The following is a 26,281-nucleotide window of genomic DNA, read 5'->3' as shown; positions in this document are numbered from 1 at the left end:
GGACGACGGAAAGTGGTGTACGGGGCCACCGCTGAATCAGGCGAACACTGCTGAGGAGCCGGATGACGGCGATAGCGAGAAAGCGCCTGCCTGTGGTGATGCGCGGTTACGACCGCGCCCAGGTCGACGCTTTCATGGAGCGGATCACCCGTGCGCTGCGGGGCGAGAGGACCATGGCCGCCGACGAGGTGCGCGCGGCCCGGTTCGACGTCGTCGTGCGCGGATACGACCGGCGCGCGGTCGAAGCGCTGCTCGTGGAGTGCGCGACGGAACTGCGCGGCGGGCAGCCCGTGGGTACCGGTCGGCCGCGGCGCGCCGTGATCGAACCGGCCTCGCTGGCGAAGTGGATCCACAACATTCGGTTCACGGGCCATCGGGTGCGCGGCGGTTACGACGTGCGCGAGGTGGACGCGTTCCTCGACCGGGTCATCGCCGGGTTGCAGGGGGCGAAGCCTCCGCTGTCCCCGCGCGACGTGCGGGAGACGAAGTTCCCGGCCGTCCGGTTGCTGCCGAGCTACGACGAGCAGGAGGTCGACCGCTTCCTGGTGCAGCTCGCGGACGCGCTGGAGACTCACTGAAGTTATCCACAGCTTCAACGGACGCTTGGCGGCGCGTGCTCCGCTGCTGAACGCTGAGTGGCATGGACCACATCACCGCTCAGCGACGGCGGCTCGGCCGCCTGTTCTCCCTGCATCTCGTCCCCGAGGTCGTGGCGATCGTCCTGTCCCTGGCGCGGCCCGCGCTGCGGCTCCGCGCCGGGGCGGGGACGGCCGTGCGGCTCGGCGGCGCGCCGTCCCTGCCGCCCGGGGTGCCTCCGCCGGTGGCGGACGGGCGTCCGCTCGACCACCTCGCGACCCTCGACTGCGCCGCACTGGCATCGGTCGCAGTTCTGCCGGGTCTGCCGGCGAAAGGGTCGGCGTCCTTCTACTTCCGGGGGGCGCCGCCCCGTCCGTGGGGGCGTCCGGACGAACGCGACGGCTGGCGCGTCCTCACCGGAGCCCCGGCCGTGCGGGACGAAGCACCCGCACCGGGACTCGCGTTCGGCGTCATGCCGTTCCTGTCGCTGCCTTCACCCCGCGAGCTGCTCGTCCGCAGCCTGGATACCGTCTATGTGGGCTTCGCGCCTGTCTACGAGGAACTGCACAGGGCGTGGCACCGCAGCCTTTGGTACGACGAGCCCGCGCACCAGCTCGGCGGCTGGCCGAGCCTGGTCGAGGACAGCGGCTTCCTGCGCCGTCCGGACGACCCCGGCGACCGGCAGCTCCTTCTGCAGCTCGACAGCGACCCGCGCCTGGGCTGGTTCTGGGGCGAGCCCGGACGCCTGTTCTTCCACAACGACCCGAACGAGGCCCTCGCCGATGCGTGGCTGACCGTCCAGTCCGACTACAACCCGCGTCCCCACCGCCCCCGCGGCCGAAAGAAGACCGCACGCTGAACCCACCCAGTACACAACCCTCGGACCCGCACCCTCCGACCCGCGCCCACCGAGCCGTGCCGTCCGAGTCGCACTCTCTGAACCGCGTCCTCACCCGCCAACCTCACCCGCCAACCTCACCCGCCAACCTCACCCGCCAACCTCACCCGCCAACCTCACCCGCCAACCTCACCCGCCAACCTCGCGCTGTCCAAGCCAGCCAGGCCCGCCAGTACCGGCCGTGCGTGTGAAGTCCGCCGATGCCCAGGGTCGAAAGGTTGTCCGCTTGGTGGGTTGGTGGACGTGGGTGCGGGTGGGTGGTCGGGGGAGTGGGTGCGGGTTGGGGTGGGTGTGGCTGGTCGGTGTCTCCCCGTGTCGGCGGGGTTCGGCTACGGTGGTAGTCCACGGATCATGACGAGGATGCCGCCACCGTGAATCTGCAAGAGATGATCGTTTACCGGGACTCCCGGTCGCGGGTCATCGACAAGTATCTGATGTCGTATGAGGGTCGGGTCATCGCGGTGCGCAAGCATCCGGCGGTGCTCTTGCCTGCCGCGTCCGGTGCGGTGGGGTCGTTGTTGGCCTGTGCTGCGGTGTCGGCGTTCACTGGGTTCTGGCTCGTGTGGTGGTTGTGGTTGTTGTCGCTCGGGCACCTTGTGTGGCGTGTTCTCGGCTGGTCGATCGACTTCTTTCTCGTTACCGAGCATCGGGTCATGGCCGTTTCGGGGATTTTCAATCGGAACGTTGGCATGGCTCCGCTCAGCAAGGTCACCGACATCACGTTGGAACGGACGCCGCTCGGACGCATCCTCGGGTACGGGGACTTCGTCTTGGAAACCGCTGGGCAGTGGCAGGCGCTCAAGGCGGTTGGGTATGTCCCTTATCCCGAGCAGCTCTATCTCGAAGTGTCTTCAGTGATCTTCGGTGCGGTGGACGGCTCGCCGGACTGATCGTCCTTCCCCCGGGCGGGCGCGGGTACCGCCGCCGCGGGCGGCCAGGCCGCCGCCCGGTGCCGGGATGATGGTTGTGGCGCGGGTGCCCTCTCATGAGGCGGCACGCCTTCGCCGGGGCTTCGCCCGGCTGGGTGGGCAGGATTTTGGGGTAAAGCGATTCGGTATTGCGTCCGGCCGAATCTATGACGTTCGCTCTGGCGGCGGGGTCGCCTGGGGGAGTTCGGCTACGGGTTCGTCGTGAGAAAGACCGTGAATGGGGCGTGGGTCGTTTCTTCGCCGGTTGGTGCGGCGGTGACGGCCTGGGCGTGGAGATCGCGTTCAGCACGGTCCAGAGCGGTACAGAGAATGAACTCGGGTACCGTCCACCCGAGGAGAGCGGCGGCCTCGCTGAGCACCACATGTTGTTCGGCGGAGAGGCGGAACTCGACGGACTCGTCGGGGTGGAGAGCGGGAACCGACTCGGACATGGCCGGTCTCCTTCCTGGCAGCACCAAAATACGACGGGCGAATGACAGGAGCCATCCCCCGCCAGGACACCGTGCGGCGATTCAAGGGATACGTGCGTGACCGGTTCGCTGACCGCCGGATCGTGTGCCTGCGGGAGCTGCCGTTCTCGTCCTTCCCCGTGCCGCCGATGGCTTCGGCACTGCCTTCCCCGTCATGCCGCCGTCATGCGCGTTTCCCCGTCCTGACAACGTTCGGCGTGCTCGCCGAGATCCCGTCCCGCTTCGACTGTTCCTCGCCCGGCGTCCGGTCGCGGCGGCGGCTCGGCGCGCACGTCGCGTCAGCCTGGAGCGCATGCATTGCCATGCTCCGATCGGGGCCGGGCTTACCGGGGCGGCTGGGCGCTGAGCGACGGGTGGGGGCAGGCTCGCGGGTGATGCGGGTGATGCGGGTGATGCGGGTGATGCGGGTGATGCGGGTGATGCGGGTGGGGCGTGGGGTTATGGCTGGTTCAGCGCGGTGCTCAGGCGCTCGGCGTACTCGGCGGCCTCGGCTTCGGACGCGTACTTGTGGCGAGGCCAGAAGAAGCCGCGCAGGCCGTCTTTCGGGTTGCGCGGGACGACGTGGACGTGGAGGTGCGGGACGCTCTGGCTGATGCGGTTGTTGGCGGCGACGAACGATCCCGCGGCGCCGAGGGCCGTTTCCATCGCGGCGGCAAGCATTCGCGCATGCGTGAAGAAGGGGCCGATCTCGGTCTCGGGGAGGTCGACCAGCGTCTCGTAGTGCGTGCGCGGGACCAGGAGCGTGTGCCCTTTGAACAGGGGGCGTGTGTCCAGGAACGCGACCGCGTCGGGCGCGTCCAGTACTCGGTGCGCCGGCCGCTCTCCCCGGATGATCTCGCAGAACACACAACCGCTCATGAGCTGGATTCTCCGCCTTCGCGCGCTCCGCCGCCTGTCTCCACGCCGGACGAGTGCGGCTGCGGAAACCCGTCCGGTCGGAGCGGCGCTCGTTCGAGTCGCGGATGAGGCGTTCGCCGATGTGAGCTTGATGATCCGCTTACGCGGACGTCGATAGCGTCCCGGGACCATGCGCCTCGATGACGTCGGCTTCCGCTACCACCGGCGCGGTCCGTGGATTCTTCGTGATGTGACGCTCGAACTGGCTCCGGGACGGGTCGTCGAGGTGACCGGCGTCAATGGCGCGGGCAAATCGACCTTCCTCCGCTTGGTGGCAGGGCTGCGGCGGCCACGGCGTGGAAGGGTGACCGGACGTCCTCGGCGCGTCGGTTACGCGCCGGAGCGGTTTCCCGTCGCCCAGCCGTTCACCGTCCGGGCCTATCTGACGCACATGGCCGCTTTGCGCAAGCGGCGTGACGACGTCATCGGCGCATGGTCCGAACGGCTGGGGTTCGCTCATCTTCTCGATGTCCGGCTGCCCGAGCTGTCGAAGGGCAGTGCCCAGAAGGTCGGGCTCGCGCAAGCCCTGCTCCACGAGCCCGACCTGCTGATCCTCGACGAGCCGTTCGCCGGGCTCGACGCGAGGACCCGGGACGAGCTGCCCGCGCTGGTCGCCGAGCGGGCCGCCGACGGCGCGACCGTCGTCATCAGCGATCACCAGGGCGTGCTCGGCCCGATCCGCGATCGCGACCGTCTCCTGGTGGCCGATCGGACGATCCGCGTCCTTGACGCGGCCGAGAAGGCAGGGGAACCCGGGCGGGCTTCGCGTGGAGAACGGTACGCACGGCTCGAAGTGACCGTCGAAGAGGCACAGGCGGAGACTGTTGAAGAGGGTCTGCGTGCGGCGGGTCATCGAGTCCGGAGACTGTCGTGATCGCGCTCGTCCGGTTCGTCCTGCACGGTTATGTGCGGTCGTCGCGCGTCCTCTACGCGCTGGTCCCGGCGCTGCTGCTCGTGCTCGTCGTGCTCACGCAGGGGCCGTCCGGTCCGGACGGCCTTCGCCTGGCGACCGGGGGACTCGGCGACGTGCCGGCCTTCCTGTTCCCGCTCTGGGCCTGGACGGCGCGCACACTCATCGACACCCAGCCGGACGGGCAACGCGACCTGGCGGCCCTCGCCGTCCGCCGCCGCCACGTCGCCGATCTGGCGGCGGCCCTGCTCGCCAACCTCGTCCTCGGCGTCCTCGTGCTCGTCGTGCCGATGGCACAGGCGCGGAACGCGGGCGTGCCGGTCCCGGTCATGCTCACCGGGCTGGGCCTGGCGGCGCTGGCGTGCGCGGCGGCGACCGCTCTCGGGGCGTGGACGGCCCGCGTCATGATTCCCAGTCCGGCGGCCGGGCTGGTGAGCCTTCTGGGGCTGCTCACCGCCGCCGTCCTGCTGGGGCTCGGCCCGCTGCGCCGGCTCGCCGTCCCCCTGCTCGCCTGGGAGAAGGCCGCCCATGACGGCACCGAGGCGTTCACGCACGCGTTCCCCGGGATCGCGCTGCATCTCGTCCTGTGGACGGCCGCAGTCGCCGGTTCCTATCTGGTCGCCGTCCGCACGCGTCCATGAGTGCGGGCAGCTGGTCTTGTGCGGGCGGGGGGCGGGACGGAAGATGGGCGCATGAACGGCGCGCAGGAGTCGTTGCCGCGCGGCGCCCGGGGGTCCGGCGGCGAGTTCGTTCCCGACGTCACCGGCCGTCCGGTCTGGCGGTTGCTCCTGCGCGGGCTCGGCGTCTACCTGCCGGGCTGGCGACCGCCCGCCGGGGCCGTGCGGGTGCCCGACGGCGGTCCGGGCCCGCCCGCGTTCCTCGCCGACGACGCCGGGTTCGGCGTGCAGCTCGCGCGGCGGGCGCGCGGCCTGGAGCCGGATCGCGAGATCTACGTGCGGGGACGCGAGGATCCGAGCTTCGGGATCGTCATCGCGGGCCCCGCCGAGGCCGCCGGGACGCGCATCGTGGACGCCGCGGCGCTCGTCCGGTTCGCGCGGCGCCTCACGTTCGAGGAACTCGTCCGCGCCGACGACGCCGACTCGGTGCCGTACGCGGTGCGGGCCGCGCGAGCGGTGGAGAACGTCGTCCTGCTGGACCGGGCGGCGGGGATCGGGTTGTGCGCGGAGGTCGACGGACGGACGGGCGCCGCGTCGTGTCCGGTGTTCGTCCGGATCGGGCCGCCGCACGACCGGACGGTGCGCGCCTACGCCCTCGCGCCCCAGGCCGTCAGGTCCCACACCTGATGCGGCGGCAGGAGCCGTAGGCGCTGCGCGGCGGCGGCCGGGTCGAAGTACAGCTCGTCGTTCTCCAGCTCCAAACCCTGGTCGGGCGTCAGGACGGCGCACAGCAGCTCCTCGCGCGTCCGGACGGTCAGCAGCGGCCCGATCTGCGCGACCGCGCCGGTGCATTCGAACACCGTGCGCAGCAGGGCCTTGAGCGACGCCTCGTCCTCGGGGGCGCGGGCCAGCCCGGCGGGACGCGCGCCCGAGCGCAGGTCCGCGCCGGTCGAGATCAGCAGCGCCGTGAACGTTCCACCGAGGTCCTCGACGCGGCGTCCGCCGAAGAAGTAGCGGCGGCGCGCGGCGTTGTCGGCGCGGAACCGGATCTCCAGCCCGCTCGCCCGGACGGCCCGTTCGTACACCTCGGCGAGGATGTCGCGGACCTGGTCGTCGCGGGTCCAGAGCCGTCCGGTGGCGCGGACGGGCACGGCGGCGGGCGTGCGGCCGGTGACCGCGCCCGCGACGGCGTCGTCCAGTTCGCCCTCGGTGAGGCGGAGGAGTTCGGCGACGACGTCCTCGACCTCCTCCAGCGTGCGGGTGAGCGTGCGCTGGAGGTCGAGGATCTCGCCGCCGCCCCGGGCGAGGTCGGCGAGCCGGTCCAGCGCGGTGTCGACCTTGCCCTCGACGGCGCCGGTCCCGGCACGGTCCAGCGCGCGCACGGCGCCCTCCACCTCGCCGAGCTTGCGGCGCAGCGCGGCGAGCGTGACGCGCTGCTGCTCCAGGTCGTGCATCCGGCCCGCCTGCGCGCGGACGTACGCCTCGGCCTGCCGGACGAGTCCGGCCAGTTCGGCGACCTGCCCGGCGGTGTCGTCGACGCGCGAGCCCAGGCCGGGCAGGAGGTCGCGCTGGACCTTCGCCAGCTCCGCCGAGAGCCGCTCCCCGACGGTCGCGAGCGCGTCGTTCTGCCGGGTGACCTGGTCCTGGAGGGCGTCGATGCGCCGGACGTACGCGCGTTCGCGGTCGCGGCCCTGCCGTCCGGCGTACAGCTCCAAGGCCCCGACCGCGACGCACATCATCACCAGGACGATGGTCGTCATGCCGCTCCCTCGGAACCCGGATGATGCTCGCGACGCTAACGATCTTGAGTGACGTCCGGTACTTACGGAACGGCCTGATAACAGTGACCGTTTAGTCGAAAAGGTCCGTGGTATCAGTCGCAGCCCTCGAACTGCGGCACCGTCGTCGTCGCCCGCAGCCCGACCGGACCGAACCAAGTCCGCAGCAGGCGCGCGGCCGTGCCGTCCTGGTACATCGTCGTGATCGCCTTGTTGACGGCCTCGCAGCCGTCGATGTCCGCGCTGTTCAGCCCGACGCCGTACGGCTCCTCGGAAATCGGTGCGCCGACGATCCGCAGCGGCGTGCCCCCGTCGCGGGCCGCCTGCGCGGCGAGCCCGGCGAGGATGAGGTCGTCGGTGGAGACCGCGTCCAGTTCCCCGGACCGCAGCTTGCCCAGGCACTCGCCGTAGGTGTCGGCGCGGACGGACACGGCGGGCACGCCGCGCTCGCGCGTCACGCGCGGGAACGACACCGAGCCGGGCACCTCGCACAGCCGCCGGCCCTTGAGGTCCCGGACGTTCCGGATGCCGCTCTCGTCCTTGCGGACCAGAATGTCCTGGTGCGCCACGTAGTACGGCCCGCCGAAGAGCACCTTCGTCTTGCGCTCCGGTGTGATCGAGTAGCTGGCCACGACCATGTCCACCGCGCCCGACCGCAGCAGGCTCTCGCGGGTCGCGGACGTGACGGGCTTGAACGTCACCGTCCCGACGCCGAGGCGCCGCGCGATCTGCCGGGCGACATCGACGTCGAAGCCGCTGTAGGTGCCGCCGGTGCGCAGGCCGAGGCCCGGCTGGTCGGGGTTGACGCCGACGACCAGCGCGTCCTTGCGGGTGATCGAGTCGCCGTCGGCGCCCGCCACCGCGCAACCGGCGGTGGCGAGCGCGGCACCCGCCGCCAGGACGAGCGCCGTGATCCGCATCTGTCTCCTCCGCAAGGTCGTCACCGGTACTCCGCCAGCCGGGGCCGCACGCCCGCGAGGACGAGCGCCACGATCACCAGGCCCGCGACGGGCAGCCCGGCGTCCCAGTGCCGGGTGCCGCCGTCGCCGTCGCGGACGGCGTCGTCGAACGCCGTCCGGTGGATCCCGATCAGTTTCACCAAAGCCCGGTCGTACGTCGCGAAGTCGCCCGACGACGAGCCCGCCGCCGCGTCGAGCCGCGCCCGGACGGCCTCGTCCCGGCGGCCCGCCGCGACGAGGTCCCGGATGCGGCGGTCGTCGGCCTGGTAGGCCTTGTAGGTCGTCAGCACCGCGCCGAACGCCGCGTCCTGGCCGGGGACGCCGCGCCGCGCGGCCTCCGCGCCGAGGAAGCCGAGGAACCCGGTCCGCGCCGCCTGCCGCTGCACGGCCTGGTTGTAGGCGGCGAGGTTGCCCGCCTTCAGGTACAGGACGGACTGCGCCTTCGTCATGTACTGCTGCTCGTAGGTGTCGGCGCGCTCGGGGTCCAGGAGGAAGCGCGTCTGGTCGGCGTTGGCGCTGTTGCCGATCGCGCGCGCCCGCGACAGCGCGAGGACGGAGTCGAACCCGTCCACCTTGGCGCGCCGCAGGTCGGCGGCCTGGCCGGACAGCACGGCCGCGGCCGTCCCGGTGAGCGCGAGCGCGACGAGCGTCGCGAGCGCCAGCGCCGGGTTGAGCAGCCGCCGGAACCGGCGCGTGAGGAACACCTGAAGGACGACCAGCAGCGCCACCAGCAGCAGGCCCGTCACGACGACCGCGACGATCCCGGCGCGGACGGCCGCGCGCTCGTCCTCGTAGGTGTGCCGGACGAGCGTGCCGTCGTCCAGCGTCAGGTTGTAGGCCTTCGGCAGGACGTCCAGCTTCATCAGGTCGGTGGCCTGCCGGTACAGGTCGAGGACGCGCGACGACGGCGGCCCGGCGGTGTGCCCGGCCTGCCGGTCCAGCAGCAGCGCCTGCCCGGCGATCCGCTCGTACGCGCCGAGCGACATCACGACGGCCTGCGCGGTCGCGGCCTCGGACGGCTCGTCGGCGAGCTTGGCGGCCTGCAACAGCGCCGCCGCCGCCTTCGCGCGGTCCTGGTCGTAGCGGGCGAGGGCCTGGTCGCGGGTGACGCCGAGCCCCTGCGACCCGCCGATGAGCAGCGCCGTCGCGAGCTGGGCGTCCATGTCGGTGAGCTGGAAGTACAGGTCGCTGGTCGCGACGACCTGCGGTCCCGCGTCGTGCCCGATGACGCGCATGCCGTGCCGCGCGTCGGACACGGCGATCCACGTCGCCGCGAGCGTCGCGGCCAGCGCGACCACGACGAGCGCGGCGAGCGCGCGGATCCGCGCGGCGGCGGTGCGCGGCGCGAACCGGCGCGGCCCGGGACGGCGGCGCGGCTCCTGCCGGGTCGGGGGTGCCTGCTGGACGGCCGTCATCGGATCTCCCGGAGCGTGATCGTGGTCCAGGCGCCCACATGGATGCGGTCGCCGTCGCCGACCGGGACCTCGGCGTGGAACGGGACGGGGTCGGCCGATCCGTTCACGCAGGTCCGGTTCGTGGAACCCCGGTCGACGAGCGTCCAGCCGCCGGGCCGGGCGAGCAGCACCGCGTGCCGGCGGGACACGCCGGGGTCGCCGGGCGGCTCGCGCAGGTCGATCTCGGGGGTGTCGGAGCCGCCGCGCCGTCCGATGCGGACCTCGGGGCCGGTCAGCGGGATCGTCCGCTCCGGCGCGTGGGACGGGAACGCGAGGCCGCCGGTGTCGGGGCCGTCCCCGGCGCGGACGGTCGCGAAGTAGGCGGGGTCGGCGGCGACGACCGCGACCCAGCCGGCGGTGCGGGTGGGCGCGCCGCGTCCGGTCGCGAAGTCGTAGCCGCACGCCTCGCAGAACCGGTCCACGCCGGGCGTGCCGCAGTCCGGGCAGACGGGGGCCCGTGCGGGGGCGGCGCCGATCAGCTCGCCGCAGACGTCGCAGTAGTCGGCGGCGGCGGAGGTGTGACCGGCGGGGCAGACCGCCATCAGGCCCCGCCGCCGCGCGTCCGCACGGTCTTGGTGGACCGCGTGTCGAGCGACATCTCGTCGGCCTTGTCGACGTCGCGCTTCAGCCGGACGGTGCCGGTCGCGGCGTCCTCCACGTCCACGACCTTGCGCAGCAGCGCGGTGATCGGGTCGTTGCCGGCCTCGTCGGCGAGCTGGACGGCCCGGCCGAGCCGCGCCGTGGCGGTGGCGAGGTCGCCCTCCTCGCGGGCGCGCAGCCCCTGCTGGATGACGTCGGCGAGTTCGGCCTGGCCGGTGTAGTGGGCGACGCGCGGGTTGATGCGGGTGGACTCGGCCTCGTCGTCCGTCCACGCGGCGAGGACGTTCCCGGACGCGAGCACCTTCTCCTCCTGTCCGGCGCCGCCCGGCACGACGAGCTTCACCCACGCCGCGCGCAGTTCCTTGCCGACCTCGTTCGGGGCCACCTCGACGCAGACGTGGTAGTCGCGGCTCTCCGCGCCCCACGCGCCGAGCGGGTAGTCGCCCGCCTGCGGTCCGGACGGGACGCGCCGCCCGGTCAGGTCCTCCACCGACGGCATGACCTGCTTGACGAACGTCAGCGTCGCGGTCTGGGGCGTCCACACGCGCAGCAGGACGTCCGCGACGGCCTTGCCCATCGCCGCCTCGGTCATCGCCTGGAAGTCGGCGACCAGGTCCTGCGGGTCGGCGACGATGTCCACGCTCCCGAGCAGCGCCGACGCGACGCGGCGCAGCTCGGCGACCTTCCAGTCGGTGCCGACGCCCCGGCAGTCGCAGACGAACCGCCCGCCGCAGCGGAACAGGACGGCGTCCAGCTCCTCGTCCGTCTCGTGCTGGTTCTTGCCGTCGGTGAGCAGGATCGCGTGCCGGACGCCGTCCTGGTGGGCGTCGAACAGCTCGTCCGCGAGCCGCAGCCAGGAACCGATCGCCGTCCCACCGAACGCCTTCAGCTTGCGCAGGGCGGCGCGGGCCTTCGCGCGGGTCGCCTCACTGGCTTTCACCAGCTCGTTCGTCGCCGGGTACACCATGCGCGCGGTGTCGTTCCCCGCGACGATGGCGAAGTGCACGCCGTCGCGCAGCGTGTCCACGGCCGCGACCGCCGCGTCCACGGCCGACCGCAGCTTGGTCGCCGGGTACGCCATCGACCCGGACGTGTCGATGATGATCACCTCGGCGGCGGCCCCGGACGGCGCGGCCACCGCCCCGCCGCTCGCCTCCACCGACACGATCGCGTGGACCCGCGTCCCGCCCGCCGGGAGGTACTTGTTCTGGTCGACACTGATGTCGAACCGCGGCTCGCTCATGGGGCACCCGCTCCGTTCCTGGCGGTGACCGGCAGCAGGGTCACCGTGATGTTGTCGCGTCCGCCGGCCTCCAGCGCGTGCCGGACGAGCGTCCGGGCCGCCTCCAGCGGCGCGGCGTCGCCCGCGACGGCCGCGAGCCCGTCCGCCGCCGGGAAGTAGTTCCAGAGGCCGTCGCTGCACACGAGGACGGTCCCGGGCCGGTCGACGGCGAACGTCCGCACGTGCGGGGTGACCTGCTCGGCGTCCGCGCCGAGCCAGCCGGTGATCACATGGGCGTTCGGGTGCGCCTCGGCCTCGGCCTCGGTCAGCGCGCCGCGCGCCACCATGATCGCGGCCCACGAGTCGTCGTCGGTGAGCTGCCGGGACGGCCCGAGCACGTCGTCCCCGGCCGTCCCGCCGCCGGAGGCGAGCCAGTAGGCGCGGCTGTCGCCGACCCAGCCGACCGTCACCGTGCCGGGGCCGGTCACCGCCGACACGTAGGTGCACGACGGCGCCTCGTGCGGCGACGGGGCGAGCGCCGCGACGGCCTCGGCGGCGCGCAGCACGGCGGCGTGCGTCGCGGCCTCGGGGTCCTCGCCCGCCGCCAGCCGCGCGGCGAGCGCCGCCGACCCCGCCTCGGCGGCGGCCCGCGACGCCCGGTCGGGGTCGGGGGACGAGCCCACGCCGTCGCACACCACCGCCGCGAACCCGCCAGGTGACGGCACCAGCGTCAGGTAGTCCTCGTTGCGGCTGTGCCGGCGGCCCCGGTCGCTCACGCCCGCCGCGCCCGGCACCTCGACCTCGAAGTGGTCGCGCGCGGCGGGCTGTTTCAGCCCGCACACGCCGCAGTAGCCGTCGGCGTCCACGGCCGTGGCGGCGCAGCCCGCGCACGCCGGTGCGGTCGGCGCCGGGGGCGCCGCCGCGCCGCCCAGCCGGTGCCCGCACGCCTCGCAGAACTCGTCGCCGGAGTAGACGACCTCCGCGCAGGCGGGACAGAGCGCGTCCGCCGTCTTGCCCATGCCCTGTTCCTCCGTCACAGCAGCGTCCTCGGCCGGACCGCGTTGGCGGCGTCGATCAGCCCGCGCCGGTCCTCGCGGTCGCGGGTGTGCCGGGCGAGCGCCCGGTAGGTCTCCTCCAGGCGGCGGCGCAGCGGCTGCTCGGCCAGCGGCACGCCGAGCACCGAACCCTGCGCCGTCCCGCCGCGCCGGACGGTGCCGAGCGCGGCCTCCAGGACCTCGGCGGCGAGCCGGTCGCGGCGCCGCTCGTCCAGGTCCAGCGCGGCGAGCCGGTCGCCCGCGCCGATGAGCTCGGCGGGCGCGGGCTCGCCCTCGGGCCGTCCGCGCACGGCCGTCGCGACCGCCGCCGCCTGCGCGTGGACGTGCCGGATCGACGTGCGCGGCACCGAGTCCAGCACCGCGACCGCCGACGTCCGGTCGCCCGCCCGCAGGTAGACGCGGGCGAGGCCGAACGCGGCGTTGATATGGCCCTGATCGGTGCGCCACACCAGGTCGTAGAGGCGGGCGGCCTCGCGCGGCGCCGAGACCTCGCGGCAGTAGGCGAGCGCGATCTTCGGCGCGGCCTCGCCCGGCACCAGCCCGTAGAGCCGGTCGAAGCGCGGCTCGGCCTCGGCGAGCCGGCCCGCCGCCAGCAGCGCGACGGCCCGGTACCACTCGATGCGCCAGTCGCCGGGCAGCTCGTCGGCGACCTCGTCCAGGGCCGTCCACGCGCCCGCCGCGTCGCCCAGCTCGATCTTCACGCGGGCCAGCGTCAGCCGCACCTCGGGCGTCTGCCGGGGCGCCGCCGCGACGGCCGCCGCGAGCTGCGCGGGTTCGAGCGCGGTCAGGCCCGCGAGGAAACCGGCCGCCGGGTCCGCGCCGTCCACCAGCGGGACGGGCAGCGCGGCGGCGGCCTCGGCGGGCGCGACCGGCGGCAGCGCCGTCCCCGCGTCGCCCTCGGTGCCCGGCACCGTCCGCTCCGGGCCGAACAGCCCGGACGGCGCCGGACGCGGCCGGCCGTCCTCCACCGCCAGCACCTCGCGCAGCACGCCGGTGAGCTGCTCGGCCATCTCGGCGGCGTCCTGGAATCGCTCGGCCGGGTCGCGGTGCGTCGCGCGGCGCAGGAACCGGTCGAACGACTCGTGCCGCACCAGCAGCGGGACCTCCGCCCGCGCGGGAAGGCTCGTCGCGTACTTCCCGGTGTAGCCGCGGAAGGGGAAGCTGAGCACCGCGAGCGTCCGCCCGACGGTGTAGAGGTCGGACGTGACCGACGGCCCGACGTCGGAGATCTCCGGCGCCTGGTAGCCGACCGTCCCGTAGATCGCGCTGACCTGGTCGTCCACGCGCCGGACGCCGCCGAGGTCGATCAGCCGGAGCTGCTCCTCGGACTGGATGACGTTGTCGGGCTTGAAGTCGCAGTACAGCAGGCCCTGCGCGTGCAGGTACCCGAACGCCTGGAGCACTTCGAGCGCGTAGGCGATGGCCTGGCCGAGCGGGAGCGCGTCGGCGCCGGTCGCGCGCGTCGCCGACAGGATCTCCTTCAGCGACCGGCCGCCGACGTACTCCATGACGATGTAGCCGTCGCCCGCGTGCTGCACGAAGTTGTAGATCTTGACGATGTTGGGGTGCTCGACCTCGGCGAGGAACGCGCGCTCGGCCGCCGCCGCGGCCAGCGAGTCGACGTCGCCGGTGTCCAGCAGGCCCTTCAGCACCACCCACCGGTCGCTGACGTTGCGGTCCTTGGCGAGGTAGATCCAGCCGAGCCCGCCGTGCGCGAGGCAGCCGAGCACCTCGTACTGCCCGCCGACCAGGTCGCCCGCCACGAGCTTCGGCGTGAACGAGAACCGCGTCCCGCACTTCGGGCAGAAGCCCTCGGCGCGGCCGGGCCGGTCGCCGCGCCCCCGGCCGACCGGCTCGCCGCAGTTGCCGCAGAACCGCTTGTTCTCGGCGACCTCGGCGTCCGCGAGCACCGCCGTGGACGGGTCGCGGTAGGGGACGCGCGGCACCTCCACCAGGCCCGCGCCGAGCATCCCGCGCCGTCCGGACGACCGCGACGACCCGGTCCGCGCGCTGCCCGTCCGCACCGAGCCGGTGCCCCGGCTGCCCCGGGACGCGCCGCTCGCGGGCGCGCTGGCCACGGTCGGCGGCGCGGGCTCGGAGCCCTGGCCGGGCGGCATGCCGCAGACGTCGCAGTAGCCGTCGGTGATCGTCCCCGCGCAGCCCGGCACCGTGCAGCGCGGCGCGCCGGACGGGGCGGACCGCGTGGTCGGCGGCGCCGGAGTGCCGGAGGAAGGAGGCATACCGCATATGACGCAGTAACCGTCCTCAATGTTGCCCGGACAGCCCGGCTGGGTGCAGCGACTCAACGATCCGATCCCTTCGCCCGCGCGGAGACGGCCTCCTGATAGCCCGACAGCGCCACCGTCGCCCGCCGCAGGTCGCACGGCGCCGACCACAGCAGCTCCCGGGTCCGTGCGTACCGTCCGGCGAGGTCGGCGTCCTCGGCGTGGCCGAGCCTGGCCGCCTTCATCCGGTACGCCTCCAGCCGTCCGCGCAGCTCGTCGCGGCGCTCGGTGAGCCCGGCGGCCAGGTCGCGGGCCTCGCGGACGCGGCGCAGCGCGTCGGCGGCGGCGTCCTCCAACTCGGCGACGCGGTCGGTCAGCGCGCGCCAGCGGCCCGCCGCGCCGAGCCCCCGGACGGCCGCGCACCGGTCGGCGAGCGCGGCGGCCAGCGCCGGGACGTCGGGCGGCGGCGGCGCGGAGATCCTGGTGAGCACGTCGGCGCGGGTGCGGCGGGCGTCGTCCTCCTCGGCGCGGACGAGCGCGACCGCGTCGTCCAGCGCGGCGAGCCGGGCCGCCGCCTCGGCGCGCATCCGGACGGCGGCGCGCAGCCGGTCGCGCAATGCGGCGAGGTCGGCGCCCAGCCGGTCCAGCTCCGGGGGCGCCGTCGCCAGCGGGTCGGCGCGGACGGTCGCGGCGACGCGGTCCAGCTCGCCGGTCAGCCGCGCGGCCTCGGGGTCGCCGCCCAACTCGGCGGCCAGCGTGCCGACCTCGCGCCGCGCGGCCTCGGCGCGCTCCAGCGCGGGCAGCAGCGCCGACCACGCGCCGTCCACCGCCGCGACGCGCCGGACGACGTCCTCGTACAGCGCGGTCATCCGCTCGACGACGGCCGCCAGGGTGAGCGGGGGCGGGGGAGCGGCGAGCAGCGTCCGGTCGGCGAGCGGGACCTCGTGCTCGGGCGGCGCGACGGACGGCCCGGTCAGCAGCCGCGTCAGCTCGGCCAGCTCGGCGCGTCCCGGACGGCCGTGCCGGGCGCGCAGGTCCTCGGTGGCGCGCAGCGTCCGCGTGTACCGGTCGAACCAGTCCCACAGCTCGGCGGCGCGGGCGCGAATCTCCTCGCGCGCGAGGGCGGTCGCGCCGGTGACGGACGCTCCGGTCAGCAGCCGGTAACCGGGCTGCGCCTCCAGGTCCAGCAGGGCCGCGCTCACCCGGTCGCGCTCGTCGCGCTGGACGCGCAGGGCGTCGTCCACGGCGTCGCGGTCCAGGGGCGGGCGCGCGGCGGCCTCACTCACGCGACACACCCCCGTCGAACCCCGTCATCCGCAGATTTGCGGATTTTAGGGGGTCAGTGTCCCGTACGGCCGTGATCTGCTCAAGTAGGCCGTCCGTGCCCTGGGAAATGTCAGTACTCGAACATATAATCGAACCATGGCGAACGTTGCGACGCACCCCTCCGACCCGGCCGCCCGCCGGGTGAACGACAACGCGCTCACCGCCGCCGAGATCGCCTCGCTGGCGCTCTCCCTGGCCCACCTCGGCGCCGGCCCGCAGGCCGCGACCGCGCGCCGCGCCCTGCGCGCCCTCCTCGACGCCGAGGACGGCTTCGACGCGGTCGCCGCCGAGACCCTCGACACCCTCACGACGGCGCAGGACGCGGCCACGGCCGACCGCGCCCGCGTCATCGCCTCGGCCATCACCGAGCACCGCGTCGTCCGGCTCTGCTACGGCGACGCGGGCGCGAACGTCACGATCCGCGAGGTCGAGCCGGTGACGTGCCTCGTCCACCGCGACCACTGGTACCTGGTCGGGTGGTGCCGGATGCGGCGCGGCATCCGCGCGTTCCGGTTCGACCGGATCCTCGCGGTCGAGTCCACCGGGCTGCCCGCCCGGCCGCGCCGCGCCGACCACTACCTGCCGTTCCAGGGCCGCCGGGCGGCCTGACGGACTGCCGAGCCCCGGCCCGCGCGGGCCGGGGCTCCGCGGTCAGAGCAGGCCGGCGTACTGGCCGCCGTCCACCTGGATCGAGGCGCCGGTGACGAACGCGGCCTGCCGCGAGCACAGGTAGGCGACGAACGCGCCGAAGTCCTCCGGCGAGCCGGTCGTCCGCGTCGGCACCTCGCGGGCCGCCGCCTCCAGGTCGCCGTCCCAGAGCTGCCGCAGGCGGTCGGTCGCGTGCAGGCCCGGCTGGAGCGAGTTCACCGTGACGCCGTCGGCCGCGACCTCCCGCGCGAGTGTCTTCAGGAACGCCGTCGCCCCGGCCCGCGCCGTGTTGGACAGGATGAGGTTCGGGTTCGGCTGGCGCACCGCCACCGACGTGATCGCCACGATCCGGCCCCAGCCGCGCTCGCGCATCTCCGGGACGGCCGCGTGGCACATCGCGACCGTCGACATCAGGTTGAGGTCGAGGGCCGCGCGGTAGGCGTCCACGGGCGTCGCGGCGAAGCCGCCGGGGGGCGGGCCGCCCGCGTTGGTGACGAGGACGTCCACGCCGCCGAGCGCCGCGCGCGCCGCGGCCACGAACGCGGTCGCGCCCTCCGGGGTGCCGACGTCGGCGACGATCGGGTGGGCGTCCGGGCCGAGTTCGGCCGCCGCCGCGGTGATCCGGGCCTCGTCCCGGCCGCAGATCGCCACCCGGGCGCCCTCGGCGAGCAGCGCCCGCGCGCTGCCCAGCCCGAGTCCGCCCGACGCCGCCGCGACCGCCGCGCGGCGGCCGTTCAGTCCGAGATCCATGCCGGCCCGTCCCTTCGGAGATCGTTCCGAAATCCTAGGGGACGGCCTGATCAGCGCCGGAAGCGCGGCCGGGTGAATGCGTGTCAATTCACAAGTGGACTAAACTCTCAAAACTGGACAAATTTCGTTCACTCACGGTCCGTGGCGATGGGTCGACGCGCTGTGAAAATGCCCTGTTCGCCGGGTTTCTGAAGAATGTTTACCGTTGTTGGTTTTTGTCGTTAATCGTTGTCTTCATGGTATCGACAAATCATCGCCACGGCCATTGACTGGCCCTGTGTCGGGCGACACAATCTGATTGTTCCAATTAAATGTGGCGAAAAAGATAAAGGGTCGTTCCGGCCCGCCGCAGGGGAGCCTGTTATGACCGCAGACGAGCACGCCGCGGAGGTCGAGGCACTCCGTCGCCGCTTCCCCGGATGGGCCGTCTGGTACGGCCCCTACACGGGCCACTGGTGGGCGCTGCCGCCGCGCGGGAGCGCCGACCGGACGTTCGTGGAGGCCACGACCCCGCAGCACCTCATCGCCAGGATCGAAGGGACCGCGTCCACGGCAAGCCCGGTGGACCGGCCCCGCACACCGGACGCGCAGGTCCCGGCGCGTCCCCCCGCAGACCCCCGACGGGACGAGCGGCGCCCCTCGAACCTCCTCCGCATCGAGGGCGTCACACCGCCGCCGTCTCCTCGGGTCCCGGTGGTCGCGTGGCCGGGCGGCACCGAGAGGTGACCGCCGTTCCCCACCTCGCCACCGCCGCCGGATAGCCGTCACGGCCCGGGGCCGGGCACCCGCAGCGTTCCCCCTCCAGCGCACGGAACGCGGCGCGGACGCCGGCACCCACCGTCCACCCGGGCCGTGACGGCCGCTTCATAAAGGGCGCACCCGATAAAGGGTGCGCGGGGTGCCGGAAAATGCGTCCGGAACGGTCCTTTTCCGCTTTTTCCCGGGTCATCGGCGCCCTTCTGTCCGGCATTTCGGTCGGACCGGGTCGCGGGGCCGCCGGAACCGCCCGAGCCGGAAGACGCTACGCTGCGCCGATGGGGCCGGATCGACGCGGGGGATCCGGGGGACGGATCGGGAGCGACATGCGGCTGAAGGTCGGGCCGGGGGCCGCGCGCGGGACCCGCCGGACGGGCGCGGCGGCGGGGCTGGCCGCGCTGGTCCTGGCGCTCGGCGGATGCGGCGGCGGCGAGGGGCACAAGGCCGAGGCCGCGCCCGTCGCCGGAACGGTCGGCGGCGGCGAGGGCGAGCTGAACCTCGTCGTGCTGCCCGGCGACATCGAGAACGGCGGCACCGACCGCCGCGTCGACTGGGTCACCCCCTTCCAGGAGCGGACGGGCTGCACGGTGAGCTGGCGCACCGCCCGCGACGCCCAGGAGATGACCGACCTCGTGAGCAACCCGGCGCGGCGCTACGACGGCGTCCTCGCCCCGCCCGAGGTCGCGGGACGGCTCGTCGCGGGCCGCCAGGTCGCGCCGGTCAACACCGACCTCGTGGACGGCTACAAGAAGCTCGAACCGAAGCTGCGGAACCTGCTGCGCCAGGACGGGAAGGTCTACGGCGTCCCCTACACGTGGGGCTCCAACGTCCTGATGTACGACGCGCGGACCGTGGCGCCGCCGTCGAGCTGGGGCGCGGTGTACGACCCGGACCAGGCGCGGCGGTACGCGGGACGGCTCGTCATGCGCGACACCCCGCTCAGCGTCGCCGACGTCGCGCTGTACCTGAAGCAGCACGACCGCAAGCTGAAGATCAAGGACGTGTACTCGCTGTCGCCCCGGCAGCTCGCGGCGGTGCGGGGGATCCTGGCCAAGCAGCGGCCGAGCGTCCGCGCGTACTGGAAGACCCCGGCGTCGGCCGTGTCGGCGTTCGCGGCGGACGGCGCGGTGCTCGGCGTCGGGTCGCCCTACCAGGCGGACGTCCTCGGACGCGCCGGGCACGGCGTCCGCACGACCGACCCGGCCGAGGGCGTGACCGGCTGGGCGACCGCGTGGATGGTCGGCGCCCGCGCGGCGCACCCGAACTGCATGTACGAGTGGCTGCGGTGGACGGCGACGCCGGACGTCCAGCAGCAGGTCGCCGAGTGGTCCGGCGTCGCGCCCGCCAACCCGCAGGCGTGCTCGGGGGAGCGCGCCAAGTCCGGCTTCTGCGTCGCCTACCGCGTCGGGGACCGAGGCCGGCTCGACCGCATCGTCTTCGCCCGCACGCCCACGGCCGTCTGCGGCGGCGGCCCCGACAAGGGCGAGCGCAAGTGCACGGACTACATCGAGTGGACGCGCGTCTGGATCGAGGCCACCAAGCTGGGTTGATCGAAGTCCCGGCCTGCTGCGCTCGCGGACGGCTCAGGTCGGCTCTGAACGACCACGGGTCCCAGGGAAAGCAGTGCGGGCTCCGGCGAAGCCGGTCCCGTAGGACCGGCGAGCGCCGGAGCCCGCCTCGGCACGACCGGCCGCCCCCAGCCGGTGTACCGCACGGGTGGTCCCGGGCCTCCCCCCGAATGCCCGGGTCACCCTTCTTCCAGGAAAGTCCGCTGACCGCGTACGGTCACCGTCCGCCGCGCGACCGCCCGCCGCGTTCGCCGGGACGGACCGGCACCCGGCCCGCCGCGACGGACGGCCCGTCGGGGCCGCGGTCGGGGCGCCGGACGGTGAGGCCGGGCAGCATGGTCGCGCACTCGTCGCACGCGTAGACCCCGCCGCCGCCGGGGACGTGGCCCACGCGCACGCGCGGCCGCGGCCAGCGCTTGCGGCAGACGACGCAGGCGTCGCCGTGGCGCTGCGCGGCGTCCAGCCCGGTCGGGTCGAACCCCGGTTCGTGCGATGCGACCATCTGTCCCCTCCTCTCGCCGTCGCTGTCAGTGGTTTCCTTTATATGTCGCCCCAAGTGTTACCTCTGTTACGGCCCGTACAAGGTCCGGCAAAGTCCACGGTCGCGGGCGGCGGGCCGCACGGCGGGACAACGGCCGGTGACGTGCACGACAATGGGCACCGTGACGCCTCCTACCGACTTCAGCGCCGACCGCACCGCCGGCATCACCCCCTTGCCGCACGACGGCCCCCGCCGCACGCCCCGCGACGTCGTCGTGCTCGGCTCGACCGGCTCCATCGGCACCCAGGCCCTCGACGTGATCCGCCGCAACCCCGACCGGTTCCGCGTCGTCGCGCTGGCGGCGGGCGGCGGCCGGGTGGACCTGCTCGCCGAGCAGGCGCTGGAGTTCCGCCCGGACGTGGTGGCGGTCGCGCGGGCGTCCGCCGCCCAGGATCTCCAGCTCGCGTTCTACGCGGCGGCGAGCAAGGGCGGCTACGCGACCGGCGACCATCCGATCCCGAAGATCGTCGCCGGGCCGGACGCGGTCGCCGAGGCCGCGACGCTGCCGTGCGACGTCGTGCTGAACGGCGTGACCGGCGCGCTCGGGCTCGCGTCCACGCTCGCCGCGCTGGACGCCGGACGGACGCTCGCGCTCGCCAACAAGGAGTCCCTGATCGTCGGCGGCCCGCTGGTGAAGCAGCGTGCGCGCCCCGGGCAGATCGTCCCGGTGGACTCCGAGCACTCGGCGCTCGCGCAGTGCCTGCGCGGCGGCCGGGCCGAGGAGGTGCGGCGGCTCGTCCTGACGGCGAGCGGCGGCCCGTTCCGCGGCCGGACGCGCGCCGAACTGGCCGGGGTCACGCCGGACGAGGCGCTGAACCACCCGACCTGGGACATGGGCCCGGTCGTGACGATCAACTCGGCGACGCTGGTCAACAAGGGCCTGGAGGTCATCGAGGCGCACCTGCTTTTCGACGTCCCGATGGACCGCATCGGCGTGATGGTCCACCCGCAGTCGGTGATCCACTCGATGGTGGAGTTCACGGACGGGTCCACGCTCGCCCAGACCAGCCCGCCCGACATGCGGCTGCCGATCGCCCTCGGCCTGGACTGGCCCGACCGCGTCCCCGACGCCGCGCCGTCCCTGGACTGGACGGCCGCGCACACCTGGGAGCTGTTCCCGCTGGACGACGAGGCGTTCCCCGCGGTGGCGCTCGCGCGGCGCGCGGGCGGGCTCGGCGGGACGTTCCCGGCCGTCTACAACGCGTCCAACGAGGTGTGCGTGGAGGCGTTCCGCGCGGGACGGCTGCCGTTCACCGGGATAGTCGACACCATCGCGCGGGTAGTGGAGGAGCATGAGGCCGGGCGGACGGGCGCGGAACCGTCGCCCTCGCTGGACGACGTGCTCGCCGCCGACGCCTGGGCGCGGACCCGGGCCGGGGAGCTGACCGGGGCGGGCTGACCGGACGCCGCGCCGTCGGTCCCACGACGGAGGAGGCCCGATGGCCTACTTCTCGGGCGCGGTGGCGTTCGTTGTGGCGCTGCTCGCGACCGTCATGCTGCACGAGGGCGGCCACCTGCTGACCGCCAAGCGGTTCGGGATGAAGGCCACGCAGTACTTCGTGGGCTTCGGGCCGACGCTGTGGTCGTGGCGGCGCGGGGAGACCGAGTACGGCGTGAAGGCGATCCCGCTCGGCGGGTTCGTCCGGATCGTCGGGTACACGCCGCTCGAGGACGTCCCGCCGGAGGACCGGGACCGCGCGTTCTTCCGGCAGCCGCCGGGGCGCCGGGTGATCGTCATCGGCGCGGGCGTCGTCGTGAACTTCGTGTTCGCGTTCGTGCTGCTCATGGTGATGGCGATGACGGTCGGCGTCCGCGATCCCGGTACGGCGACCGCCACGGCCGACGCGATCAGCACGTGCGTGCCCGCCGACCTGTCGGGGAAGTGCGGGCCGGGGCGTCCGCCGTCGCCGGCGCTGGCGGCGGGGATGCGGGCGGGGGACCGGGTCGTCCGGTTCGGCGGACGGCCCGTGGCGGACTGGACGGACCTGCGCGACGCCATCGGCGACGCGCGGCCGGGGCAGACCGTGCCCGTGGTGGTGCAGCGGCCGGGCGCCGGGACGCTGACGCTGCGTCCCCGGCTCGCGGCGGTCGCGGGCGCGCCGTTCCTCGGCATGTCGGCGCGCGTCGTCGGCGCGGGCTGGGACCGGCGCGGACCGCTCGGCGCGGCGGAGTTCGCGGCGGACGCCGTCGGCGGCACCGTCCGGGCGATGGGCACGGCCCTCGCCGACCTGCCGAACGCGCTCCCGCGCCTGTTCTCGCCCGAGCGGGCGCGGACGCCGGGCGGCCAGGTCGGCAGCGTGGTCGGCGCGACGCAGGCGTCCGGGCAGATCTTCTCCGCGCACGGCTCGTGGCGGGAGAAGATCGCGCTCTACCTGTCGCTGGTCGTGTCGGTGAACCTCTTCCTCGGCGCGCTGAACGTCGTCCCGCTGCTGCCGCTGGACGGCGGGCACCTCGCGGTCGTCGCTTACGAGCGGATCCGCGCCGCCGTGAACCGCGCGCGGGGACGGCCCGACTCCGGGACGGTCGACCTGCGCCGCATCATGCCGCTGACGTATCTGGCGGTCATCGTGCTGGTGGGGCTCGGGGTACTGCTGATCATCGCGGACGTCGTGAATCCGCTGGCGGTGCCAGGGTGACCCTAAGGGACCGTAATCGGTCACTGTACGTTTCTGTGATGTCACCCCATTGGTCGGACGTCCGCGTCATGTCACGTCGGCGGGGAGCTTAGGGTTGAAGGGGCGAGCGGAGGAGAGGGATGAGCGTTTCACTGGGTATTCCGACGGTGCGCGGCGAGAGCGGGGGCACGAAAGAGCCTTCGGTTCCGCGTCGCGCGTCCCGTCAGATCATGGTCGGCAGCGTGCCGGTGGGCGGTGACGCCCCGGTCTCGGTGCAGTCCATGACCACGACGCTGACCGCCGACGTCAACAGCACGCTCCAGCAGATCGCGGAGCTGACCGCGTCCGGCTGCCAGATCGTCCGCGTCGCGGTCCCGTCGCAGGACGACGCGGACGCGCTCCCGGCCATCGCGCGCAAGTCGCCGATCCCGGTGATCGCCGACATCCACTTCCAGCCCAAGTACGTGTTCGCCGCGATCGAGGCGGGCTGCGCGGCCGTCCGGGTGAACCCGGGCAACATCAAGAAGTTCGACGACAAGGTCGGCGAGATCGCGCGGGCCGCGCGCGACGCGGGCGTCCCGATCCGCATCGGCGTGAACGCCGGCTCGCTGGACAAGCGGCTGCTGGAGAAGTACGGCAAGGCGACGCCCGAGGCGCTGGTGGAGTCCGCGCTGTGGGAGTGCTCGCTGTTCGAGGAGCACGACTTCCGCGACATCAAGATCTCGGTGAAGCACAACGACCCGGTCGTGATGATCGAGGCGTACCGGCAGCTCGCCGCCGCCTGCGACTACCCGCTGCACCTCGGCGTGACCGAGGCGGGCCCGGCTTTCCAGGGGACGATCAAGTCGGCCGTCGCGTTCGGCGCGCTGCTGTCGCAGGGCATCGGCGACACGATCCGCGTGTCGCTGTCGGCGCCGCCGGTCGAAGAGGTCAAGGTCGGCACGCAGATCCTCGAATCGCTCGGGCTGCGCCAGCGCGGGCTGGAGATCGTGTCGTGCCCGTCGTGCGGACGCGCCCAGGTGGACGTCTACACGCTCGCCGAAGAGGTGTCGGCCGGGCTCAAGGGCTTCCCGGTGCCGCTGCGCGTCGCGGTGATGGGCTGCGTGGTGAACGGTCCGGGCGAGGCGCGCGAGGCCGACCTCGGGGTCGCGTCCGGCAACGGCAAGGGCCAGATCTTCGTGCGCGGCGAGGTCGTCAAGACCGTCCCGGAGGCGCAGATCGTGGAGACGCTCATCGAAGAGGCGATGCGCATCGCCGAGGAGATGGGCATCGAGGTCGGCGAGGACGGTTCGGTGTCGGGTCCCGGCGCGGAGGTGACCGTGGGCTGATCCGCCCGCCGTCGCACCGCAGGTCCGGAACGTTCCGCCGTTCCGAGCCAGAGGCGGGCTTCGAGTGCCCTGCGGGACCGGCTTCGCCGAAGCCCGCGGTGCTCTCTCAGGGGGACACCCCTGAGACCCCTCGGCGCAGGCTCCGGTGTCATCGTCCGCAACGGACGATGACACCGGAGCCTTTGGTGTTTCCGCAGGTCGCGCTGCCCGGCCCCCGGGTCCGCCCGGGGGCCGTTTCGGTGGAATCCGGGTTCGCGGCTCACGGTACGGACTCGGTCGGGTCACGATCCCGCATCCCTTCGTTCCGGCCTCTGCCGCCACAAATGCCGGAATGACAAGGATCCTCCCGGAATGCGCATCGAGGTCCCTTCGCTCGGGGGCCGCGCAGGAGGAGGATTCGTGAAGAAGTTCGTCAGCGCCGCAGCGGTGGCGGGACTGAGCCTCACCGGGCTCGCCGGCGCCGCCGCGTCCCCCGCCCTGGCGGCTCCGGGCGGCGAACCGGCGGCCGGGCTCGCCTGGCACCCGTGCTCCGCGGACATCGTCGCCGCCGTCAAGCCGTACGACGCGCTGAGCAAGGTGAAGGTCTCCGAGACCATCCGCTGCGCGGAGCTGAAGGTCCCCCTGGACTACTCCCGTCCGAACGGCACCACGATCACGATCGAGGTGACCCGGACGCCGCACACCGGGTCCGGCCCGGCCAAGGGCGACCTCGTCGTCAACCCCGGCGGTCCCGGCGGCAGCGGCGCCCCCTTCGGCGCCCGCGTGTTCGCGCAGAACTCCCCGGCCATGCAGGCCGCCTACAACGTCATCGGGTTCGACCCGCGCGGCGTCGGCAGCAGCGTCCCCGCGCTGAGCTGCGACCCCGAGACCTACAACGCGCCGCGTCCGGCGTACGGGACCGGGGACCCCAAGTCGGTCGACGTCTGGCTGAAGCGGTCCAAGGACTACGCGGCCAAGTGCGCGGCGGCCGACAAGATCGGGCTGCTCGACCACGTCACGACGATCGACTCGGCGCGCGACGTGGAGTCGATCCGCAAGGCGCTCGGCAACAAGAAGCTCGACTACTACGGCGCGTCCTACGGGACGTACCTCGGCGCTGTCTACGCCACCCTGTACCCCGACAAGGTCGGCAAGATGGTGATGGACGGCGTCGTCGGCCCGAAGGGCGTCTGGTACCAGGCGAACCTCGACCAGGACGTCGCGTTCGACAAGAACATCGACTACTACTTCGGCTGGATCGCCAAGTACGACGCGATCTACCACCTGGGCGCGACCCAGGCCGAGGTGCGCGCGTTCTACTACGGCCTGCGCAAGAAGCTCGCGACCGACCCCGTCGAGCAGACGCTCGACGGCCAGGAGGTCGCGGTCGGACCCGACGAGCTGGACGACGTCGTCCAGAACGCGGCCTACCGGCGCAGCCAGGCCGTGTGGGGCACGTACGCGGCGGGCCTCGCGGCCTACAAGGCGGGCGACCTGGAGACGTTCGCCGGGACGTTCGGCGCGGGCACGACCGGCGGCGCGGACGACAACGGCTGGGCGATGTACCTCGCCACGCAGTGCACCGACGTCCAGTGGCCGCTGGACTGGAAGAAGTGGCAGCGCGACAACGACCGCATCAACCGCAGGCACCCGTTCCTGACGTGGAGCAACGCGTGGTTCAACGCGCCGTGCCTCACGTGGCGGGGCAAGGCGCGGACGCCCGTGGACATCGGCAAGGTCCGGAACTTCCCCGAGAACATCCTCATGTTCGAGGCGACGGACGACGCGGCGACCCCGTACGCGGGCGCGCTGGACATGCAGCGGCGGCTGCCGGACGCGCGGCTGGTCGTCCAGGACGGCGACCGCACGCACTGCATCGTCCACCGGGGCTCGGCGGCCGTGGACGCCTACTTCGACGCCTACTTCCTGACCGGGAAGCGGCCGGAGCGGCGGACCGTGCACGTGCCGCAGCTCGGTGACCCGGTGCCGCCGGGCGCGACGGCGGCGGCCAGGACGGCGGCGAAGACGGCGACGCTCCCGCCGAAGCTGGACGTCCTGCGCTGACGCGTCACGAGTCAGGGCCCCGGGTCATCCCGGGGCCCTGAAACGTTTCCGAAGATCACAGAGTTTCACGAAGTTCGTCACGATTGCGCATCGCTTGCCGCAGGACCCCCCGGGTG

Annotated in this window: 25 protein-coding genes; 13 read left to right on the top strand and 12 right to left on the bottom strand. The window is 73.5% G+C overall.

Annotated elements, in window-relative coordinates; genetic code table 11:
- Positions 1 to 62: 62 nt before the first annotated feature.
- The 3 genes from BTM25_RS15600 (at position 63) to BTM25_RS15590 (ending at position 2,364) form a co-directional block, all read left to right on the top strand.
- Complete coding sequence (locus BTM25_RS15600) at positions 63 to 578, top strand: DivIVA domain-containing protein (protein WP_103563631.1); 516 nt, start codon at positions 63 to 65, stop codon at positions 576 to 578.
- A gap of 62 nt (positions 579 to 640) precedes the next feature.
- On the top strand, positions 641 to 1,435 hold the full coding sequence (locus BTM25_RS15595; protein WP_103563630.1) for a DUF1963 domain-containing protein: 795 nt from the start codon (positions 641 to 643) through the stop codon (positions 1,433 to 1,435).
- A 410-nt stretch (positions 1,436 to 1,845) separates the two neighbouring features.
- Positions 1,846 to 2,364 (top strand): PH domain-containing protein, encoded by a 519-nt coding sequence (locus BTM25_RS15590; RefSeq protein WP_328589641.1) that lies wholly within the window; start codon positions 1,846 to 1,848, stop codon positions 2,362 to 2,364.
- Between the two features lie 227 nt (positions 2,365 to 2,591).
- Here the strand turns inward: BTM25_RS15590 and BTM25_RS15585 are convergent, their stop codons facing one another.
- Positions 2,592 to 2,834 carry a type II toxin -antitoxin system TacA 1-like antitoxin gene (locus BTM25_RS15585; RefSeq protein ID WP_103563629.1) on the bottom strand — a complete coding sequence of 81 codons (243 nt, stop codon included), beginning with the start codon at positions 2,832 to 2,834 and terminating at the stop codon, positions 2,592 to 2,594.
- A 477-nt stretch (positions 2,835 to 3,311) separates the two neighbouring features.
- Entirely contained in the window at positions 3,312 to 3,731 is a 420-nt protein-coding gene (locus BTM25_RS15580) for an HIT family protein (protein WP_103563628.1), read from the bottom strand.
- A 169-nt stretch (positions 3,732 to 3,900) separates the two neighbouring features.
- On the opposite strand from BTM25_RS15580, the gene BTM25_RS15575 reads away from it, so the two are divergent.
- Genes BTM25_RS15575 through BTM25_RS15565 form a run of 3 tightly spaced genes read left to right on the top strand, consistent with a single transcriptional unit; the run spans position 3,901 to position 5,984 of the window.
- Positions 3,901 to 4,644 carry an ATP-binding cassette domain-containing protein gene (locus BTM25_RS15575; protein WP_103563627.1) on the top strand — a complete coding sequence of 248 codons (744 nt, stop codon included), beginning with the start codon at positions 3,901 to 3,903 and terminating at the stop codon, positions 4,642 to 4,644.
- Positions 4,641 to 5,321 (top strand): hypothetical protein, encoded by a 681-nt coding sequence (locus BTM25_RS15570; RefSeq protein ID WP_103563626.1) that lies wholly within the window; start codon positions 4,641 to 4,643, stop codon positions 5,319 to 5,321. The genes BTM25_RS15575 and BTM25_RS15570 overlap by 4 nt, the downstream gene beginning before the upstream one ends.
- A 51-nt stretch (positions 5,322 to 5,372) precedes the next feature.
- Entirely contained in the window at positions 5,373 to 5,984 is a 612-nt protein-coding gene (locus BTM25_RS15565; RefSeq protein ID WP_103563625.1) for a hypothetical protein, read from the top strand.
- Here BTM25_RS15565 and BTM25_RS15560 read toward each other — a convergent pair.
- From BTM25_RS15560 to BTM25_RS15525, 8 genes are all read right to left on the bottom strand, one after another.
- Positions 5,945 to 7,057, bottom strand: coding sequence for a hypothetical protein (locus BTM25_RS15560; RefSeq protein ID WP_103563624.1), 1,113 nt, complete (start codon positions 7,055 to 7,057; stop codon positions 5,945 to 5,947). The genes BTM25_RS15565 and BTM25_RS15560 overlap by 40 nt on opposite strands.
- 113 nt (positions 7,058 to 7,170) lie before the next feature.
- Positions 7,171 to 7,995: a glutamate ABC transporter substrate-binding protein gene (locus BTM25_RS15555; protein ID WP_103563623.1), complete on the bottom strand. Its 825-nt coding sequence runs from the start codon at positions 7,993 to 7,995 to the stop codon at positions 7,171 to 7,173.
- Between the two features lie 20 nt (positions 7,996 to 8,015).
- The gene (locus BTM25_RS15550; protein WP_103563622.1) at positions 8,016 to 9,449 is read right to left on the bottom strand and encodes a hypothetical protein; all 1,434 of its coding nucleotides are present in this window, start codon (positions 9,447 to 9,449) and stop codon (positions 8,016 to 8,018) included.
- Positions 9,446 to 10,030, bottom strand: coding sequence for an FHA domain-containing protein (locus tag BTM25_RS15545; protein WP_103563621.1), 585 nt, complete (start codon positions 10,028 to 10,030; stop codon positions 9,446 to 9,448). Before BTM25_RS15545 ends, BTM25_RS15550 begins: the two co-directional genes overlap by 4 nt.
- Positions 10,030 to 11,331 carry a vWA domain-containing protein gene (locus BTM25_RS15540; protein WP_103563620.1) on the bottom strand — a complete coding sequence of 434 codons (1,302 nt, stop codon included), beginning with the start codon at positions 11,329 to 11,331 and terminating at the stop codon, positions 10,030 to 10,032. The genes BTM25_RS15545 and BTM25_RS15540 overlap by 1 nt, the downstream gene beginning before the upstream one ends.
- Positions 11,328 to 12,347, bottom strand: a complete 1,020-nt coding sequence (locus BTM25_RS15535; protein ID WP_103563619.1) for a PP2C family protein-serine/threonine phosphatase — start codon at positions 12,345 to 12,347, stop codon at positions 11,328 to 11,330. Before BTM25_RS15535 ends, BTM25_RS15540 begins: the two co-directional genes overlap by 4 nt.
- Positions 12,344 to 14,605, bottom strand: a complete 2,262-nt coding sequence (locus tag BTM25_RS15530) for a serine/threonine-protein kinase (RefSeq protein WP_268877665.1) — start codon at positions 14,603 to 14,605, stop codon at positions 12,344 to 12,346. The genes BTM25_RS15535 and BTM25_RS15530 overlap by 4 nt, the downstream gene beginning before the upstream one ends.
- A gap of 62 nt (positions 14,606 to 14,667) precedes the next feature.
- The gene (locus tag BTM25_RS15525; protein WP_103563617.1) at positions 14,668 to 15,876 is read right to left on the bottom strand and encodes a hypothetical protein; all 1,209 of its coding nucleotides are present in this window, start codon (positions 15,874 to 15,876) and stop codon (positions 14,668 to 14,670) included.
- A gap of 136 nt (positions 15,877 to 16,012) precedes the next feature.
- Here BTM25_RS15525 and BTM25_RS15520 point away from each other — a divergent pair, with 136 nt between their 5' ends.
- Positions 16,013 to 16,525 (top strand): helix-turn-helix transcriptional regulator, encoded by a 513-nt coding sequence (locus BTM25_RS15520; protein ID WP_103563616.1) that lies wholly within the window; start codon positions 16,013 to 16,015, stop codon positions 16,523 to 16,525.
- A 42-nt stretch (positions 16,526 to 16,567) separates the two neighbouring features.
- Here the strand turns inward: BTM25_RS15520 and BTM25_RS15515 are convergent, their stop codons facing one another.
- Positions 16,568 to 17,314 (bottom strand): SDR family oxidoreductase, encoded by a 747-nt coding sequence (locus BTM25_RS15515; protein WP_103563615.1) that lies wholly within the window; start codon positions 17,312 to 17,314, stop codon positions 16,568 to 16,570.
- Positions 17,315 to 17,677: 363 nt separating this feature from the next.
- On the opposite strand from BTM25_RS15515, the gene BTM25_RS15510 reads away from it, so the two are divergent.
- A complete protein-coding gene (locus BTM25_RS15510) occupies positions 17,678 to 18,040 on the top strand; it encodes a hypothetical protein (RefSeq protein ID WP_103563614.1) in 363 nt (120 codons plus the stop codon).
- Between the two features lie 356 nt (positions 18,041 to 18,396).
- Positions 18,397 to 19,620: an extracellular solute-binding protein gene (locus tag BTM25_RS15505; RefSeq protein WP_103563613.1), complete on the top strand. Its 1,224-nt coding sequence runs from the start codon at positions 18,397 to 18,399 to the stop codon at positions 19,618 to 19,620.
- Positions 19,621 to 19,855: 235 nt separating this feature from the next.
- On the opposite strand, the gene BTM25_RS15500 is transcribed toward BTM25_RS15505, so the two are convergent.
- On the bottom strand, positions 19,856 to 20,140 hold the full coding sequence (locus BTM25_RS15500; protein WP_103563612.1) for a hypothetical protein: 285 nt from the start codon (positions 20,138 to 20,140) through the stop codon (positions 19,856 to 19,858).
- Positions 20,141 to 20,291: 151 nt separating this feature from the next.
- Here BTM25_RS15500 and dxr point away from each other — a divergent pair, with 151 nt between their 5' ends.
- The 4 genes from dxr (at position 20,292) to BTM25_RS15480 (ending at position 26,165) form a co-directional block, all read left to right on the top strand.
- The gene (gene dxr, locus BTM25_RS15495; protein WP_103563611.1) at positions 20,292 to 21,578 is read left to right on the top strand and encodes a 1-deoxy-D-xylulose-5-phosphate reductoisomerase; all 1,287 of its coding nucleotides are present in this window, start codon (positions 20,292 to 20,294) and stop codon (positions 21,576 to 21,578) included.
- A gap of 40 nt (positions 21,579 to 21,618) precedes the next feature.
- On the top strand, positions 21,619 to 22,815 hold the full coding sequence (locus BTM25_RS15490; protein ID WP_103563610.1) for a M50 family metallopeptidase: 1,197 nt from the start codon (positions 21,619 to 21,621) through the stop codon (positions 22,813 to 22,815).
- Between the two features lie 119 nt (positions 22,816 to 22,934).
- Positions 22,935 to 24,122 (top strand): flavodoxin-dependent (E)-4-hydroxy-3-methylbut-2-enyl-diphosphate synthase, encoded by a 1,188-nt coding sequence (ispG, locus tag BTM25_RS15485; protein WP_268877664.1) that lies wholly within the window; start codon positions 22,935 to 22,937, stop codon positions 24,120 to 24,122.
- A 399-nt stretch (positions 24,123 to 24,521) separates the two neighbouring features.
- Positions 24,522 to 26,165 (top strand): alpha/beta hydrolase, encoded by a 1,644-nt coding sequence (locus BTM25_RS15480; protein WP_168212121.1) that lies wholly within the window; start codon positions 24,522 to 24,524, stop codon positions 26,163 to 26,165.
- Positions 26,166 to 26,281: the final 116 nt, after the last annotated feature.

Source organism: Actinomadura rubteroloni, from assembly GCF_002911665.1.
Classification (GTDB): domain Bacteria; phylum Actinomycetota; class Actinomycetes; order Streptosporangiales; family Streptosporangiaceae; genus Spirillospora; species Spirillospora rubteroloni.
The sequence above is the reverse complement of the archived record's forward strand: the minus strand, read 5'-3'. Positions and strand labels throughout refer to the sequence as shown.

Excerpts from the sequence above, each read along its gene's own strand:
- BTM25_RS15600 (WP_103563631.1), top strand. The coding sequence starts at position 63 with ATGACGGCGATAGCGAGAAAGCGCCTGCCTGTGGTGATGCGCGGTTAC.
- BTM25_RS15595 (WP_103563630.1), top strand. The coding sequence starts at position 641 with ATGGACCACATCACCGCTCAGCGACGGCGGCTCGGCCGCCTGTTCTCC.
- BTM25_RS15585 (WP_103563629.1), bottom strand. The coding sequence starts at position 2,834 with ATGTCCGAGTCGGTTCCCGCTCTCCACCCCGACGAGTCCGTCGAGTTC.
- BTM25_RS15580 (WP_103563628.1), bottom strand. The coding sequence starts at position 3,731 with ATGAGCGGTTGTGTGTTCTGCGAGATCATCCGGGGAGAGCGGCCGGCG.
- BTM25_RS15575 (WP_103563627.1), top strand. The coding sequence starts at position 3,901 with ATGCGCCTCGATGACGTCGGCTTCCGCTACCACCGGCGCGGTCCGTGG.
- BTM25_RS15565 (WP_103563625.1), top strand. The coding sequence starts at position 5,373 with ATGAACGGCGCGCAGGAGTCGTTGCCGCGCGGCGCCCGGGGGTCCGGC.
- BTM25_RS15560 (WP_103563624.1), bottom strand. The coding sequence starts at position 7,057 with ATGACGACCATCGTCCTGGTGATGATGTGCGTCGCGGTCGGGGCCTTG.
- BTM25_RS15555 (WP_103563623.1), bottom strand. The coding sequence starts at position 7,995 with ATGCGGATCACGGCGCTCGTCCTGGCGGCGGGTGCCGCGCTCGCCACC.
- BTM25_RS15550 (WP_103563622.1), bottom strand. The coding sequence starts at position 9,449 with ATGACGGCCGTCCAGCAGGCACCCCCGACCCGGCAGGAGCCGCGCCGC.
- BTM25_RS15545 (WP_103563621.1), bottom strand. The coding sequence starts at position 10,030 with ATGGCGGTCTGCCCCGCCGGTCACACCTCCGCCGCCGCCGACTACTGC.
- BTM25_RS15540 (WP_103563620.1), bottom strand. The coding sequence starts at position 11,331 with ATGAGCGAGCCGCGGTTCGACATCAGTGTCGACCAGAACAAGTACCTC.
- BTM25_RS15530 (WP_268877665.1), bottom strand. The coding sequence starts at position 14,605 with ATGCCTCCTTCCTCCGGCACTCCGGCGCCGCCGACCACGCGGTCCGCC.
- BTM25_RS15520 (WP_103563616.1), top strand. The coding sequence starts at position 16,013 with ATGGCGAACGTTGCGACGCACCCCTCCGACCCGGCCGCCCGCCGGGTG.
- BTM25_RS15515 (WP_103563615.1), bottom strand. The coding sequence starts at position 17,314 with ATGGATCTCGGACTGAACGGCCGCCGCGCGGCGGTCGCGGCGGCGTCG.
- BTM25_RS15510 (WP_103563614.1), top strand. The coding sequence starts at position 17,678 with ATGACCGCAGACGAGCACGCCGCGGAGGTCGAGGCACTCCGTCGCCGC.
- BTM25_RS15505 (WP_103563613.1), top strand. The coding sequence starts at position 18,397 with ATGCGGCTGAAGGTCGGGCCGGGGGCCGCGCGCGGGACCCGCCGGACG.
- BTM25_RS15500 (WP_103563612.1), bottom strand. The coding sequence starts at position 20,140 with ATGGTCGCATCGCACGAACCGGGGTTCGACCCGACCGGGCTGGACGCC.
- dxr (WP_103563611.1), top strand. The coding sequence starts at position 20,292 with ATGGGCACCGTGACGCCTCCTACCGACTTCAGCGCCGACCGCACCGCC.
- BTM25_RS15490 (WP_103563610.1), top strand. The coding sequence starts at position 21,619 with ATGGCCTACTTCTCGGGCGCGGTGGCGTTCGTTGTGGCGCTGCTCGCG.
- ispG (WP_268877664.1), top strand. The coding sequence starts at position 22,935 with ATGAGCGTTTCACTGGGTATTCCGACGGTGCGCGGCGAGAGCGGGGGC.